Here is a 13782-nt window from a genome sequence, read left to right as displayed (position 1 = left end):
ACTATTGTGGAGGATTATGCAATGAAAAAGTTGTGGAAACAACTAACTAATAAGCCCTTATTGAAAGCTTTTTTACACTACTATCATGTTTCAGATATTGAATTAACCAGTGTAACTGTGGCTTATTATTGGTTGATTTCAATCTTCCCTTTACTTATGATAGCCGTCAATATCTTGCCTTATTTTCAAATTCCGATCTCTGATTTCTTGATCACACTAAAGGAATTTTTACCAGATACGATCTATGATGTAGTAGCAAAGATTGCTCGTGAAGTGCTGACACAACCATCTGCTGGACTCTTGAGTTTTGCGGTGATATCAGCTCTTTGGACATTTTCAAAATCCATGAATTTTCTTCAAAAGGCTTTTAATAAAGCCTATGGAATCGCAAAAAATAGAGGAATTATCTCACACCAACTGATGAGTCTCCTAGTTAGTTTGGGACTTCAAATTCTCTTTGCTCTTGCCTTATTCCTAAGTATGTTTGGTCATATGTTGTTGGATCTGATAAAAAACTACTGGAAATCCGAAAGTTCTCTATTTGCATATTTACAGGATTTTACAGGACCGCTGATTTATGTCTTTCTGTTTGCGATCTTGATCATGCTCTATTATTTCCTTCCAAACGTGAAAATCGGTCGTATTCGTTACGTCCTTCCTGGAAGTCTATTCGTACTTCTTACTCTCATATCTCTATTAACAATCTTTTCAGCTTATTTCAACAATTATGTTAACTATCTAGTCGACGTTCGATTTTTCAGTTCCATCATCGTTGTTGTCATGATGTTCTGGTTTATAATTATTGCCAAGATATTGATTATCGGTGCAGTGATCAATGCCAGTGTTCAAAGCCTTAAGGATCCAGATTTTAAAGCAAAGCAATAATTTTTATCGATTAATACTCAATGAAAATCAAAGAGCAAACTAGGAAGCGAGCCGCAGGTTGCTCAAAACACCGTTTTGAGGTTGTGGATAGAACTGACGAAGGCAGCTCAAAATACTATTTTGAGGTTGCAGATGGAAGCTGACGTAGTTTGAAGAGATTTTCGAAGAGTATAAACAAATCAATCCCCCAGTTATTTGATACTGGGGGATTTTTGAATTTCATAGTTTATTGTCCACTCGTTAGGGCTTGCAATTCTGTTTTTAGATAGTGAGCCAAATGTTGGTGAGCAAAAATATTGGCATTCTTTTCTGCGGTAGGATTGTAGTTTGTGTTGGTATTTACATCATAAACATAAATATCACCGCTCTCTGACTGAACCCATTCAATAGCCGCAACTTCAATCTGAGCATTTTTAAGGAAGTTTTCATAAGCTTCTCTTCGAGAATCTGGTAGAGGTTCTGTAATCTGGAATTTTTCAGACGTTTCTAGTTGTTCTGGTCTCTTGCCAATTTGACAACCATCTGCTGGGCACAATTGGAAACCATCTGAAGAATCGATTGAAACAGTATAAAGGAACTTCTGATTGATAAACTCTGAACGACGGATGCGTCCATCACTTGGTTTGATGTAGGCTTGTAACAAGGTAATCCCGTCCACTGATGGTTCAAAGAGAGGGCTATTGACATAAGCTTCCAGTTCTTCTTCATTTTGGAAGAGTTGAACGCCTAATCCCTTACCTGCTCGATTGTGCTTAGTAATCAAAGGATAGATGTTCAATTTTCTTGCTGCTTCAATGATATTTTCTTGGCCCAGAACTGCAACTGTCGCAGGAGTCTCAATGCCTGACTCGTTTAACTTCAAATATTGTTTGACTTTACTGATCTCTAGGTTGATGGCACCAGTTCCATTTACAACCTTGCGTCCATGTGCTTCTAACCAAGTAATCACCTGCTCTGTAAATTCTGGTGCATAGCGATGTCCTCTGGTGTGAGAAGACGCAGACATGCGATTGTAAAAGATACCTTGTGGTGGTGGGCTTTGAAGGTCCAATATACCACTAGATAAATCCCACAGTTCATAAGGGACTCCTAGTTCTTCCAACCATTTGACCAAATGCTGGGTCCATTCAAGATTCTCATGAATTACATAAACTTTTGCTTCACTCATTACTTATAAACTCCTTAAAAAAAGCTGACTGATAATTGGCTTTCCTTTTCTTCTTCTAAAATATATCCTTCTGTTTTTTCAATAACGCCGACTGTTAAGATTTGACCTAAAACATTGATCATAGTACGGCCAGCATTGACAAAGAAATCAACTGCAAAGATCAAGGCTACTCCTTCAACTGGCAAGCCCAGTTGAGGTGCTGCAGCTAATAGAACCACGATAGCTCCTGATGGTACGGTTGCCGCAGTTTTTCCAATCAAGGTCAAAAGCAAAACAGTAAACAAGAGACTTGATAATGAAAATTGAATGCCGTAGGCATGCGCAATAAAGATTGTCGCTACTGAGAAGTAAACCGCTGCTCCCTCTAAGTTAAAAGTATATCCTAAAGGAACAACTAAATCAATCGTATGCTCGTCATGCCCCTGTTTTTTCAAATCTTTAAGAAGGGATGGCAAGACAACACTGGAACTACCCGTAACAAAGGCCAGAGTCAATAGACTCCAATTTTCACGAAAGGCTGACAAATACGGTACTTTAAAGAATAGAGCAATCAAAGGAAAAATAAGGAGAACCAATACAGCATAAGCCGAGTAAGTTCCGATTACAAATTGACCAAGCCCAATCAATTTATCAAGGCCAGTAGTTGCAACATCTTTGGCGATAAAACCAAAAATTCCAATCGGTGATAGTTTGACAATCACTGTAACAATCTTGTAGATGGACTCAATCCAGATTTGGAAACCTTCGATAATCTTCTGAGATTTCTCAGATTTAAGATTCCCAATTCCGTAACCAAGAAAGATAGCAAACACGATAATTGGCAAAAGAGCACCTTCTGAAAGAGACTTGACGATGTTTGATGGAATAAAACCAAGCAAAAATTCGCTGAACTTGACATTGTTCGCAATCCCATCAAGGTTTCCACCAGTTTGACCAATGTTCACACCTTGTCCAAATCCCAAAAAGTAACTAGCAAATACAAACAAAAGAGTAATGGCAGTTGTTACGGCAAAAAAGTAAACCAAGCTCTTGGCCAAGATTTTTTCGAAAGATTTTTTTCCGATAACTCCAGCTACTGCAACAACGATGGTTGGGAAGATTAGCGGAATGATAACCATATTGATCAATTTAATAAAGGCTTGTCCTAAAAATTGATAAAAGCCTGCAAATTGTGGCCAGATGACTGCAGCAATCACCCCCAAGACCAAAGCCACCAATAATTGGATTCCTAGTGAGAGTTTTGACCATAACGTAACTAATTTCATAAGAAACTCCTTTGTTTTATTTGCTACTCATTCTACTACTATTCTTTTTTTCTGACTAATATATCTTTTCTATGGTCACCATAAAAAAGATTTATATTGAGAGTTCAAACTATCATCGTACCGAACACATGATTCATTCTGTTCAAGCAGGAATTATAAAACCTGTTTCTTACCAATGATTTTTTGCTAAAACAGTGATAAATCACGGAATTTACTTTTCTATTCTCAAAATTTTATGATACAATAATGGTATGATTTTAATGAAACTTGCTTCCATCTTGCTTTTGGTACTAACCTTAGCTCTGGCGATTATTTTAAGCAGACTCTTTAAGTTAAAGAAAAGGGGCATCAATGCTGCTGATTTAGCTTTTCCTTTTCTAATATTTGAATATTATTTGATTACGGCTAAGATGTTTACACACAATCAACTTCCCGTATTGGGAATAGCCTTATCAATACTAGCAATTGTGTTAGTCTTTTTCTTCTTAAACAAAAGACGTAGCTTTTATTATCCAAAATTTATTAAATTCTTTTGGCGAGCTGGATTTTTACTAACACTGCTCATCTATATCATCATGATTGTTCAAATTTTCGTGATGAAATAGTCAACTATTACAATATAGCCCACCAGCACCTCGATCTTGGCCACTAAATGTTCCATCTGAGGCACTTTTCTGATAAAATTATAAAAAAGTTAAAATAGGAGATAAATCAAGTGAAAAAAACGCTCTTGGCAAGTGCCATTACGCTTTCAGTATTTGGTCTAACAAGCAACCTTAGCTATGCTGAGGAAAACCAAGCACAGTCTACCCCAGTAGAAACAACACACAGTGAAACCTCTACTGACAAAGTGGAGAAAAACAGTCTCCCAGCCAAGGAAACTGAACCTTCAACTGAGGCAAATGCCAATCAAACAACAAATCCAGCTAAGAAAGAAGAAGACAAGGCTCCTGAAGTCCAAAAAGATGGTTGGGTATTCGAGGAAAATATCTGGCGCTTCTATGAAAATAATGCCCCTGTTCTAAACTGGAAAAAAATCCACGGGAAATGGTACTACTTCAACAAAGATGGAATCATGTTGAACGATACTATTTTTGATGGATATATCCTGACTAGTAGCGGGGCTATGGTCGATTCTGGTTGGAGTAAACTCCAAGATAAATGGTATTACGCTAACGCTTATGGAAAAATTTCTCAACAAAAATGGGAAAAAATCGGTGGTGTCTGGTATTACTTTGACAAAGACGGTGTCATGCTCAGCAACACAATTTTTGACGGCTATCTGATAACGAATAGTGGAGCCATGGCTGAGAGTGCTTGGGTAAAACAAGATGGACAATGGTACTATGCACTTGCTTCTGGTAAAGTCATCAAAAACAAGTGGGAAAAAATTGGTGGTTCTTGGTACTACTTTGACAAAGATGGTATCATGCTAAGTAAGACAATTTTTAACGGATACCTTCTCTCCAATAGTGGAGCTATGGCTGAAAGGTCCTGGGTTTATTTAGAAGGAAAATGGTACTTCGCCCAAACATCTGGTCGTCCAACTCAAGAGAAATGGGAAAAAGTCGGTAGCTCGTGGTACTATTTTAACAAAGAAGGTATTATGGCCAATAACCAATGGATAGGTAGCTACTATCTAAAAGCTAGCGGAGCTATGGCCGAAAAAGAATGGATTTTCGATAAAAACTATAATAGCTGGTTCTACTTAAAATCTGGTGGTGCATATGCAGCGCGTGAATGGATCGGCTCTTACTATCTCAAGTCAGGTGGTTACATGGCTAAGAGCGAATGGATTGACGACAGCTACTACAATGCCCGTTACTATGTGGATGAAAATGGTGTCTATGTCACGGGAACTCGAAAAATCGATGGAACAGCACATCAGTTCCAAAGTAATGGAAAATGGATTGGTGAAGTACCTATAAGTCGTGGATTTGAAAAAGGAAAATACACGAAAACTGTTTTCTTAGATCCAGGACATGGTGGAAAAGATCCTGGTGCTGTTTATTATAATACTCAGGAAAAAGACCTAACCATGCAAATTTATCAAAAACTACGTAAGGAACTCCAGGGTCTTGGTTATACCGTTCTTTCTTCGAGAGATAGTGATGTCTATGTCGACTTTGTCACTGAACGTTCAAAAATGGTTAACAAAACGGACTCAGACATGTTCATCAGTATTCACTTCAATGCAAGCGGAAATCCTGCTTCAGGGAGATCCGGTATTCAAACTTACTCTTACGAAGAAGACAGTGGCTATCGTGCTAAGATCAATCCATACTGGCATAACCACCCTGACCGTATCAGTGAAAGCAATCGCCTTGCTGCAGATATCCACTCTTCACTACTAGCTGAAACTGGTGCTAAGGATGCAGGACTCCTACAAAGTAGTTTTGCTGTCCTTCGAGAAACTGATAAACCAGCTGTTCTATTGGAATTGGGCTATATTGATAATTTCAATGAGAATCAACAAGTCCGCAGTGACGCCTACCAAAACAGATTGGTTGCAGGTATCGTTAAGGGAATTCAAAAATATTACGCAGGTCAATAAAGAAAAAGTCTCGAGAAAATCTCGAGATTTTTTGTATTATTCTTCTTACTTGTTGGCTTCAGGAAAGAGAAAACCAATCCCCACACAGGCCAGAACTCCAGCACCGATAACTACACCACTTGAAAGTGGCATGATATAGTCTTGTTCTTGTTTCAATTGACTATAATATTTTTGCCCCCCTTTTGCTTACTACTAAAGTTTGATACACTCCCCTTATAGTGGATAGTGAAAAAACAAAATTTCACTAGAAACTACAGGGAGACTTTTCGTATGGCAAAAAGAGGTCCGAAATCAGTGGAGGAGAAGTTAGAAGTTGTTCATCTTTACCTTGAACAAGGGAAGTCAATATCTATTTTGACCAAAGCATTTGGAGTAAATGGTGACACAATCAGAAATTGGATTCGTAAGTATCAAACAGAGGGTTTAGAAGGGCTCAAGGAGCGTCATAGCTGGAAGAAATATAGTTCAGAGTTAAAAGAAAAGACTGTAACAGATTATCTTGCAGGTAGAGGTGGTTTATCTTGAATCAAATTTTCATTCATTTTGCTTTATCCCTTAAAGGTTACGATGGTTGCTCCAGATCCGCCTGCATTTTGTGGTGCATAGCCAAAGCTCTTGACCTGTTTATTTCTTTGTAGGTACTTAGTCACCCCTTCACGGATGACTCCTGTACCGATACCATGGATGATGTCAACTTGGGCCATATTGTTGAGCAGGGCTTGGTCGATAAAGGCATCCAAGGCTTCCATAGCCTCCTCGTAGCGTTTGCCACGAAGGTCTAGTCGAGCTTGTGGACCTTTTCCTGCTGCACGTTTAACGACGTTAACTTGTTTCTTCTTGACTGGCGCTTCTTTCTGGGCTTGAACCAAGTCAAACTCTTTTTCTTCAAGCGTCATCTTAATCAAGCCAACCTGTGCTTCCCAACGTCCATCCTTGAGTTGATTGGTCAAGGTACCACGTTGACCATAGCTTAAAACGATAATATCATCTCCAACTTTTGGAGCTCGTTTTTTCTTGGCCTTCTGAAGAACCTTGTTTTTAGAAAGGTCAACTTTTTCAGGGGCTAATTTTTTGAGCTTAGCTTTGGCTTCGATAATTTCATGTGGCTTCAGTTGGGATTTACTGTGAAGATTTTTAAGTATATCATCACTCTCAGATAGTGCTAAGTCAACAATCTCAGCAGCTTGTTCTCGCGCCTTATTGAGTTCAGTTTCCTTTTCACGGTTGAGCTCGTTATAAAGTTTTTTAAGGGCACGGTTCATCTTGAGGTTTTCTTGCTCGACTTGGCGAATATTTTCAAGACGTTTTCGACTTTCAAGTGTCTGCTCTTCCAATTGCTCAATGATACGATTAACATCGTTGTCTTGGTCAATTTGCTTACTAGCGTCACCTACGATGACATCTGACAAGCCTAGACGTTTAGCAATCTCAAAGGCATTACTTCGACCAGGAACTCCCTGCATGAAACGATAAGTTGGGCGCAAGCTAGCTGTATCAAACTCCATGCTTGCATTTTGAACATAGGCAGTTTCAATACCATAGGCTTTAAGTTCAGGATAGTGAGTGGTTGCCATAGTCTTGACCTGACGCAAACGCAAGTCTTCTAAGATAGACATGGCAAGGGCTGCACCTTCTTGGGGATCTGTACCAGCACCAAGCTCATCTAATAGCAAGAGCGAGTTTTGGTTGACCTTACCCAGAATATCAACGATGTTGGTCATGTGACTAGAGAAGGTTGAGAGACTTTGCTCGATGGATTGTTCATCTCCGATATCTGCGAATATCTCCTCGAAAATCCCTACACGACTACCTTTATCAGCTAAAATTGGCAGACCAGACTGGGCCATCAACTGGGTCAAACCTAAGGTCTTGAGCATAATGGTCTTACCACCCGTATTAGGACCAGTGATGACGATAGCTGTTAAATCTTTCCCAAAGTGCACATCATTTGCGACTGCATTTTTTACAAGAGGATGACGAACGTGAAGCAGTTGAATCTCCTGTCCCTCAGACACTTGAGGTACTACTGCCTCCGTCTCTTGAATAAAGCGAACCTTAGCACGAATCAGGTCCAAATGTCCAATAATCCATGCATCATTGGCGATTTCAGCTGCATGAGGTCTTACTCTTTCAGAGAGTTCTTGGAGGATACGCATCATCTCATAGCGTTCGTCTGCACGAAGACTTGCGATTTCCTCACTTAGCTTGACCACTTCACGTGGTTCGATATAAACAGTGTTCCCACTGGCAGAAATATCATGTACTACACCAGCAATCTTGTTACGATAGGTATTCTTAACTGGAAGAACTTGGCGACCATTTCTACTTGCGATGATACCTTCTGTCAGCATCTGAGCTTTTTGTTTGAGAAGATCTTGCAGGACATCACGGACTTGACTTTCACTATCATGGATTTTTCGACGGATTCGTGCCAAATCCTCACTAGCAAAGTTCTCAATAAATCCAGCTTCGTTGATTGCTTGTAGATTTCCCTGTAAATGTGGAAAATCATGAAGTTTCTCAAACCAACTTGCCAGGTGGTCTAAACGTACATTTTCAAGATTGTCATAAAAATTCTGCAATTCACGACTGGCAAAGATGACACGTTTGAGAAGGAGAAATTCCTCGATGTTGAGATCAGCACCCATTTCCAAACGTTTGGAGGTCGCTGCAATATCTTTTGTTGCAGAAATGCTGAAATGAGGATGCTCGACAAAGAGTTCTTGCATTTCCTTCATCTCTACAAAAGCTTGTCTAATCTTGTCTCCTTTATCAGTCGGAGCAAGTTCTTTCAACTGCTCTAATCCTTGTTCCGTCAAAAGATGGGGCTCAAATAAAGCCTTGACCTTATTAAATTCTAATGTTTCTAGTATTTTTTTATTCATTTTCTTTTCCTTAGTTATAAGCCTAGGAACCCTGTATTCAAGTTCTAAAGCTTTCTTAAAAGTCTCCTTAACTTTTGGAATTGTAAACAAAAGGCTAGGAATAGTTCCCGCCCTTTTTATCCGATTATTTTGGTTACCCAGAGTTGTTTAATCATATGAGTAGTGATGGGAACACTCTGGATAATATGTTTAGCTACAAAGCTGTTTTCAAGTGAATTTTGAACAATTTGTAAAGGAACAGTCGCAAGAATAGTCAGTATCATCTGGAGGACAAATAAGGTCACTCCAACTGATAAGACTCCCGCACCGATGCGAAAATATTTGCCACCAAACTTTTTGGTTGGTACTAGGTTAAAAAAGAGTCCAATCAAACGACCGATGCAATAAAAGGCGGCAAATGCTAATAGATAGCCAATACCTGCATAAAAGACCTTATCCAATTGGAAGAGCTGGTCAGATGGGAAGAAAAAGGTACCCTGCCCTTCCTGTGGATTGGCATATGGGATCAACAAATCAAATTGTTTCCCTAAAGATTGATAAAAATTTCCTGCAAGAAGAGCTGAAATCACAGTTGCTACAAAATAGTAAATCTGTAGAACCAAACCTCTACGATAACCGATATAAAAGCTCCATGCAAGAACCAATAAGAGAAGGACGGAAATCATAGGGAATCCTCAATATTGCTATGCTCTTGTTTAGTTGCTACAACTTGATGACGAAGGGCATCTAATTCTTGTTCCTTATCATCAAATTCAATCTCACGGCTGAGTTGGGTTGACAAGCTATTGACTGCTAATAAAATAGCGATTGTCTCATCATCCGCTCCAGGCATCTGCTCTTTAATTGCTTCATATTTTTCTGTTGCGACCTTGGCAATTTCCTCCATAAAGAGGTTGTCATGCTCAGTTGTTAGGGTCAATGTTTTTTTTCCGAATGTAAACTTGTATCGATTTAAATTTGCCATAAAAATTCACCTCACGATATTATACCAAATTTCACTAAATTTGTCAGTTTTTACCAATTCTACGGCTTTTATGGTACAATAAGAATTATGGCAAGTATTACATTAACTCCGAGCGAAAAGGAAATCCAAACCTTTGTTCAGAAATATGAACAAGCACTGACTCCTAGTAAAAATCCTTATATTCGCTACTTTTTCAAGCTTCCGCAGGCAAGTGTTTCCATCTACACATCAGGAAAAGTGCTCTTGCAAGGAGAAGCTGCTGAACGTTACGCCAGCTTTTTTGGTTATCAGGTCAGGCCAGTAGCTAGTGGACAAAACTTTCCGATGATTGGAACTGACGAAGTAGGAAATGGTTCCTACTTTGGTGGTCTGGCTGTAGTAGCATCCTTTGTGACTCCTGACCAGCATGACTTCTTACAAAAACTTGGTGTCGGAGATTCTAAGACCCTGACCGACCAGAAAATTCGTCAGATTGCGCCTATTCTCAAAGAAAAAATTCAGCATCAAGCACTCCTCCTGTCACCGACCAAGTATAATGAGGTGATTGGTGAACGTTACAATGCTGTGTCTGTCAAGGTAGCTCTTCACAATCAAGCCATTTTTCTCCTTCTCCAAAAGGGAGTCCAGCCAGAAAAGATTGTGATTGATGCTTTTACGAGTGCTCAAAACTATGAAAAGTACTTAAAAAATGAAGCCAATCATTTTTCCAATCCAGTTAGTCTGGAGGAAAAAGCAGAAAGCAAATACTTAGCAGTCGCAGTAAGCTCTATCATTGCGCGTGATCTCTTTCTGGAAAACTTAGAAAATCTGGGACGAGAACTTGGTTACCAACTTCCAAGTGGGGCTGGAACGGCTTCTGACAAGGTAGCTAGCCAAATCCTTCAAGCTTATGGTATGCAGGGACTTAACTTCTGCGCCAAACTTCACTTCAAAAACACTGAAAAAGCAAAAAAACTGCTAGAAAGGTAAATTATGAAATATTTTAAATCATTTTTAAAAGAGTGGGGGAGTTTTATCCTCTTCATTACTCTTGTTGCTCTTAGTTGGATGTTTCTTTGGAGAAATGTCCGTGTAGAAGGACACTCTATGGACCCTACCCTAGCCGATGGAGAAGTTCTCTTCGTTGTCAAACATCTTCCAATCAACCGTTTTGATATCGTAGTTGCCCATGAAGAGGATGGAAACAAGGATATCATCAAGCGAGTTATCGGTATGCCAGGAGATACCATTCGTTATGACAACGATAAACTCTATATTAACGGTCAAGAAACTGATGAACCCTATTTAGCAGAATACCTCAAGCGCTTCAAGGAAGACAAGCTCCAAAGTACCTATACTGGAAGTGGTTGGGACGGCAAAAAGGGCGAATACTTTAGAACTTTAGCTCAAAAGGCTCAGGCATTTACCCTAGATGTTAATTACAACACTAGCTTTACCTTTACTGTCCCAGAAGGAGAATACCTCCTCCTAGGTGATGACCGTCTGGTATCTAGCGACAGTCGACATGTTGGTACCTTTAAGGCAAAAGATATCACTGGAGAAGCCAAATTCCGCTTCTGGCCACTCAAACGTATCGGAACATTTTAAAAACTAGGAAGAGGCCGAGAATTTCCCATCTCAGCCTCTTCTCATTCTATTTTGACTAAATCTGGGACACATTTTCTCAGAAATTATTGTAAGGAATTTTATGGAAGTTTATTTTTCAGGCACCATTGAGCGCATTATTTTTGAAAATGTCAGCAATTTTTTCCGTATTTTGCTCCTAGATATTGATGATACCAATGCTGAAGACTTTGATGATTATGAAATCATTGTCACAGGTACTATGGCTGATATCATTGAAGGAGAGGAATACACCTTTTGGGGACAAATTGTCCAACACTCCAAGTATGGGGAACAGCTACAAATGACTCGCTATGAGAGAGCCAAGCCGACTAGTAAGGGCTTGGTCAAGTATTTCTCCAGCAGCCATTTTAAGGGAATTGGACTCAAAACAGCACAGAAAATTGTGGATATTTACGGAGATAACACTATTGACAAAATCTTAGAAAATCCAGACAAACTCCAGTCTATCTCTGGACTCTCTGCTAAAAACCGTGAGGCCTTTGTCTCAACTCTTCGTCTTAATTACGGAACAGAGATGGTCTTAGCCAAACTGGCTAATTACGGCATCCCAAATAAACTAGCCTTTCAGATCCAAGATTTTTACAAGGAAGAAACGCTAGAGATTGTCGAGAACTATCCCTATCAACTGGTTGAGGATATCAAGGGTTTGGGCTTTACCATCGCTGACCAACTGGCCCAAGAACTGGGGATTGAGAGTCAAGCTCCCGAACGCTTCCGTGCTGGGCTCGTTCATAGCCTCTTTCAAGGTTGCATGGAAACGGGAGATACCTATATGGAAGCTAGAGACTTGTTGGAGCAAACCCTTAATCTTCTAGAATCCTCCCGTCCAGTCGAACTAGATCCGAGTCAAGTTGCCCAAGAACTTGCTTATCTGATTGAAGAAGATAAGGTCCAGCAGATTGATACCAAAATCTTTGATAATAGCCTCTTTTTTGCAGAAGAAGGGATTCGCAGCCATCTCATCAGAATCCTCGAAAAAGGGCAGAGTAAAAAACAGGATCTAGAAACCATTCAAGAACATATCGCAACTGTTGAGGAAGAACTGGGGATTGAGTATGATAGTATTCAAAAACAGGCCATCTGCGATGCTATCCAGAACAAGGTCTTTATCCTTACAGGTGGACCTGGTACAGGTAAGACTACTGTTATCAACGGCATTATCGCTGTCTATGCTCTCTTAGAAGGACTGGATCTCAAGAAAAAGAGCAATCTGCCCATTCTCCTAGCCGCTCCCACCGGTCGCGCAGCCCGTCGTATGAATGAGTTGACAGGACTACCAAGTGCAACTATTCACCGCCACTTGGGTATGACTGGAGACGACGATACCAGCCATCTGGAAGATTATCTGGATGCTGACTTTATCATTGTTGACGAGTTTTCTATGGTAGATACTTGGTTAGCCAACCAGCTCTTCTCCAATATCTCCTCTACCAGTAAAATCCTCATCGTTGGTGATAGTGACCAGCTGCCTTCTGTCAGTCCTGGTCAAGTCCTAGCAGATTTACTTCAGATACCAACCATCCCTCAAACACGTTTGGAACGAATCTACCGTCAGAGCGAAGAATCAACCATCGTCACTCTTGCAAGTCAGATTCGTCAGGGAATATTGCCTGCAGATTTTACCCAGAAAAAAGCAGATCGCTCCTACTTTGAAATTGCTAGTAACCATATCCCTGCTAGCATTGAAAAAATCCTAGGTGCTGCTATCAGAAGTGGCATCCCTGCTCGTGATATTCAAGTTCTTGCCCCTATGTACCGTGGAACTGCTGGTATTGATGCCATCAACCAGCTCATGCAAGACCTACTCAATCCTCCACAAAAAGACCAGCTTAGCTTTGAAGCTCCTCAGTGTCACTATCGAACAGGAGATAAGGTCATTCACCTAGTCAACGATGCAGAGGTCAATGTCTTTAACGGAGACTTAGGCTATATCACAGACTTGATTCCAGGAAAATACACTGAATCCAAGCAGGATGAAATTATGATTGATTTTGACGGTAACGAGGTCTCCTATCCTCGAAATGAATGGTACAAGATTCGCTTAGCCTATGCTATGAGCATCCATAAATCTCAGGGGAGCGAGTTTCCTGTTGTTATCCTGCCTATCACCAGCGCAAGTAAACGCATGTTAGAGCGTAATCTCATCTACACTGCCATCACTCGTGCAAAAAGTAAGCTCATTTTACTAGGTGAATTACAGGCCTTTGACTATGCAACTCAGCACATCGGAACGGCTCGTAAGACCTATCTAATTGAACGTTTCAGCGACTTAATAGAATCAACTGATGGAACTAGTAAATCAGCTACTGAAGCTACACCAGTTACAGACACTGAACAATCCTACATCTTAACCGAAGATAACTGGTCTAGTATCCCAGCTATGATTGGGATTACTGAAGAAGACCTGAAGGAGATTTTCGGAAAATAAAGTATAA

The 13782-nt window shown here is 40.0% G+C and carries 12 protein-coding genes; 7 read left to right on the top strand and 5 right to left on the bottom strand.

What is annotated here, in order from left to right; genetic code table 11:
* Window positions 1-21: 21 nt before the first annotated feature.
* Window positions 22-885, top strand: a complete 864-nt coding sequence (locus tag QEZ38_RS03590) for a YihY/virulence factor BrkB family protein (protein WP_281335070.1) — start codon at window positions 22-24, stop codon at window positions 883-885.
* A gap of 226 nt (window positions 886-1111) precedes the next feature.
* Here the strand turns inward: QEZ38_RS03590 and QEZ38_RS03585 are convergent, their stop codons facing one another.
* The gene (locus QEZ38_RS03585) at window positions 1112-2053 is read right to left on the bottom strand and encodes an ATP-grasp domain-containing protein (protein ID WP_281335069.1); all 942 of its coding nucleotides are present in this window, start codon (window positions 2051-2053) and stop codon (window positions 1112-1114) included.
* A gap of 14 nt (window positions 2054-2067) precedes the next feature.
* Window positions 2068-3318 (bottom strand): dicarboxylate/amino acid:cation symporter, encoded by a 1251-nt coding sequence (locus QEZ38_RS03580; protein WP_281335068.1) that lies wholly within the window; start codon window positions 3316-3318, stop codon window positions 2068-2070.
* 251 nt (window positions 3319-3569) lie between these two features.
* Here QEZ38_RS03580 and QEZ38_RS03575 point away from each other — a divergent pair, with 251 nt between their 5' ends.
* The 3 genes from QEZ38_RS03575 (at window position 3570) to QEZ38_RS03565 (ending at window position 6397) form a co-directional block, all read left to right on the top strand.
* Complete coding sequence (locus QEZ38_RS03575; protein WP_065427051.1) at window positions 3570-3923, top strand: DUF3397 domain-containing protein; 354 nt, start codon at window positions 3570-3572, stop codon at window positions 3921-3923.
* A 110-nt stretch (window positions 3924-4033) separates the two neighbouring features.
* Window positions 4034-5872 (top strand): N-acetylmuramoyl-L-alanine amidase, encoded by a 1839-nt coding sequence (locus tag QEZ38_RS03570; RefSeq protein ID WP_281335067.1) that lies wholly within the window; start codon window positions 4034-4036, stop codon window positions 5870-5872.
* Between the two features lie 270 nt (window positions 5873-6142).
* Entirely contained in the window at window positions 6143-6397 is a 255-nt protein-coding gene (locus QEZ38_RS03565) for a helix-turn-helix domain-containing protein (RefSeq protein ID WP_281335066.1), read from the top strand.
* Window positions 6398-6420: 23 nt separating this feature from the next.
* Here QEZ38_RS03565 and QEZ38_RS03560 read toward each other — a convergent pair whose 3' ends face one another.
* The 3 genes from QEZ38_RS03560 to QEZ38_RS03550 all read right to left on the bottom strand — a co-directional run bounded on the left by QEZ38_RS03560 (window position 6421) and on the right by QEZ38_RS03550 (window position 9721).
* On the bottom strand, window positions 6421-8757 hold the full coding sequence (locus QEZ38_RS03560) for an endonuclease MutS2 (RefSeq protein ID WP_281335065.1): 2337 nt from the start codon (window positions 8755-8757) through the stop codon (window positions 6421-6423).
* 116 nt (window positions 8758-8873) lie between these two features.
* Window positions 8874-9422 carry a CvpA family protein gene (locus QEZ38_RS03555; protein WP_281335064.1) on the bottom strand — a complete coding sequence of 183 codons (549 nt, stop codon included), beginning with the start codon at window positions 9420-9422 and terminating at the stop codon, window positions 8874-8876.
* On the bottom strand, window positions 9419-9721 hold the full coding sequence (locus tag QEZ38_RS03550) for a cell division protein ZapA (RefSeq protein WP_281335063.1): 303 nt from the start codon (window positions 9719-9721) through the stop codon (window positions 9419-9421). The genes QEZ38_RS03555 and QEZ38_RS03550 overlap by 4 nt, the downstream gene beginning before the upstream one ends.
* 87 nt (window positions 9722-9808) lie before the next feature.
* On the opposite strand from QEZ38_RS03550, the gene rnhC reads away from it, so the two are divergent.
* The 3 genes from rnhC (at window position 9809) to recD2 (ending at window position 13775) form a co-directional block, all read left to right on the top strand.
* Window positions 9809-10690, top strand: a complete 882-nt coding sequence (gene rnhC, locus QEZ38_RS03545) for a ribonuclease HIII (RefSeq protein ID WP_281335062.1) — start codon at window positions 9809-9811, stop codon at window positions 10688-10690.
* Window positions 10691-10693: 3 nt separating this feature from the next.
* Window positions 10694-11308, top strand: a complete 615-nt coding sequence (gene lepB, locus QEZ38_RS03540; RefSeq protein WP_281335061.1) for a signal peptidase I — start codon at window positions 10694-10696, stop codon at window positions 11306-11308.
* A 100-nt stretch (window positions 11309-11408) separates the two neighbouring features.
* Window positions 11409-13775 carry an SF1B family DNA helicase RecD2 gene (gene recD2, locus QEZ38_RS03535; protein WP_281335060.1) on the top strand — a complete coding sequence of 789 codons (2367 nt, stop codon included), beginning with the start codon at window positions 11409-11411 and terminating at the stop codon, window positions 13773-13775.
* Window positions 13776-13782 lie beyond the last annotated feature (7 nt).

The sequence above is a fragment of the Streptococcus taonis genome, from assembly GCF_029948085.1.
GTDB classification, from domain to species: Bacteria; Bacillota; Bacilli; order Lactobacillales; family Streptococcaceae; genus Streptococcus; species Streptococcus taonis.
The sequence above is the reverse complement of the archived record's forward strand: the minus strand, read 5'-3'. Positions and strand labels throughout refer to the sequence as shown.

What these genes read in the sequence shown, in the direction of transcription:
- QEZ38_RS03555 (WP_281335064.1), bottom strand. Translation starts at nt 9,422, where the DNA reads ATGATTTCCGTCCTTCTCTTATTGGTTCTTGCATGGAGCTTTTATATC.
- QEZ38_RS03565 (WP_281335066.1), top strand. Translation starts at nt 6,143, where the DNA reads ATGGCAAAAAGAGGTCCGAAATCAGTGGAGGAGAAGTTAGAAGTTGTT.
- QEZ38_RS03575 (WP_065427051.1), top strand. Translation starts at nt 3,570, where the DNA reads ATGATTTTAATGAAACTTGCTTCCATCTTGCTTTTGGTACTAACCTTA.
- QEZ38_RS03560 (WP_281335065.1), bottom strand. Translation starts at nt 8,757, where the DNA reads ATGAATAAAAAAATACTAGAAACATTAGAATTTAATAAGGTCAAGGCT.
- QEZ38_RS03550 (WP_281335063.1), bottom strand. Translation starts at nt 9,721, where the DNA reads ATGGCAAATTTAAATCGATACAAGTTTACATTCGGAAAAAAAACATTG.
- rnhC (WP_281335062.1), top strand. Translation starts at nt 9,809, where the DNA reads ATGGCAAGTATTACATTAACTCCGAGCGAAAAGGAAATCCAAACCTTT.
- QEZ38_RS03590 (WP_281335070.1), top strand. Translation starts at nt 22, where the DNA reads ATGAAAAAGTTGTGGAAACAACTAACTAATAAGCCCTTATTGAAAGCT.
- lepB (WP_281335061.1), top strand. Translation starts at nt 10,694, where the DNA reads ATGAAATATTTTAAATCATTTTTAAAAGAGTGGGGGAGTTTTATCCTC.
- QEZ38_RS03580 (WP_281335068.1), bottom strand. Translation starts at nt 3,318, where the DNA reads ATGAAATTAGTTACGTTATGGTCAAAACTCTCACTAGGAATCCAATTA.
- recD2 (WP_281335060.1), top strand. Translation starts at nt 11,409, where the DNA reads ATGGAAGTTTATTTTTCAGGCACCATTGAGCGCATTATTTTTGAAAAT.
- QEZ38_RS03585 (WP_281335069.1), bottom strand. Translation starts at nt 2,053, where the DNA reads ATGAGTGAAGCAAAAGTTTATGTAATTCATGAGAATCTTGAATGGACC.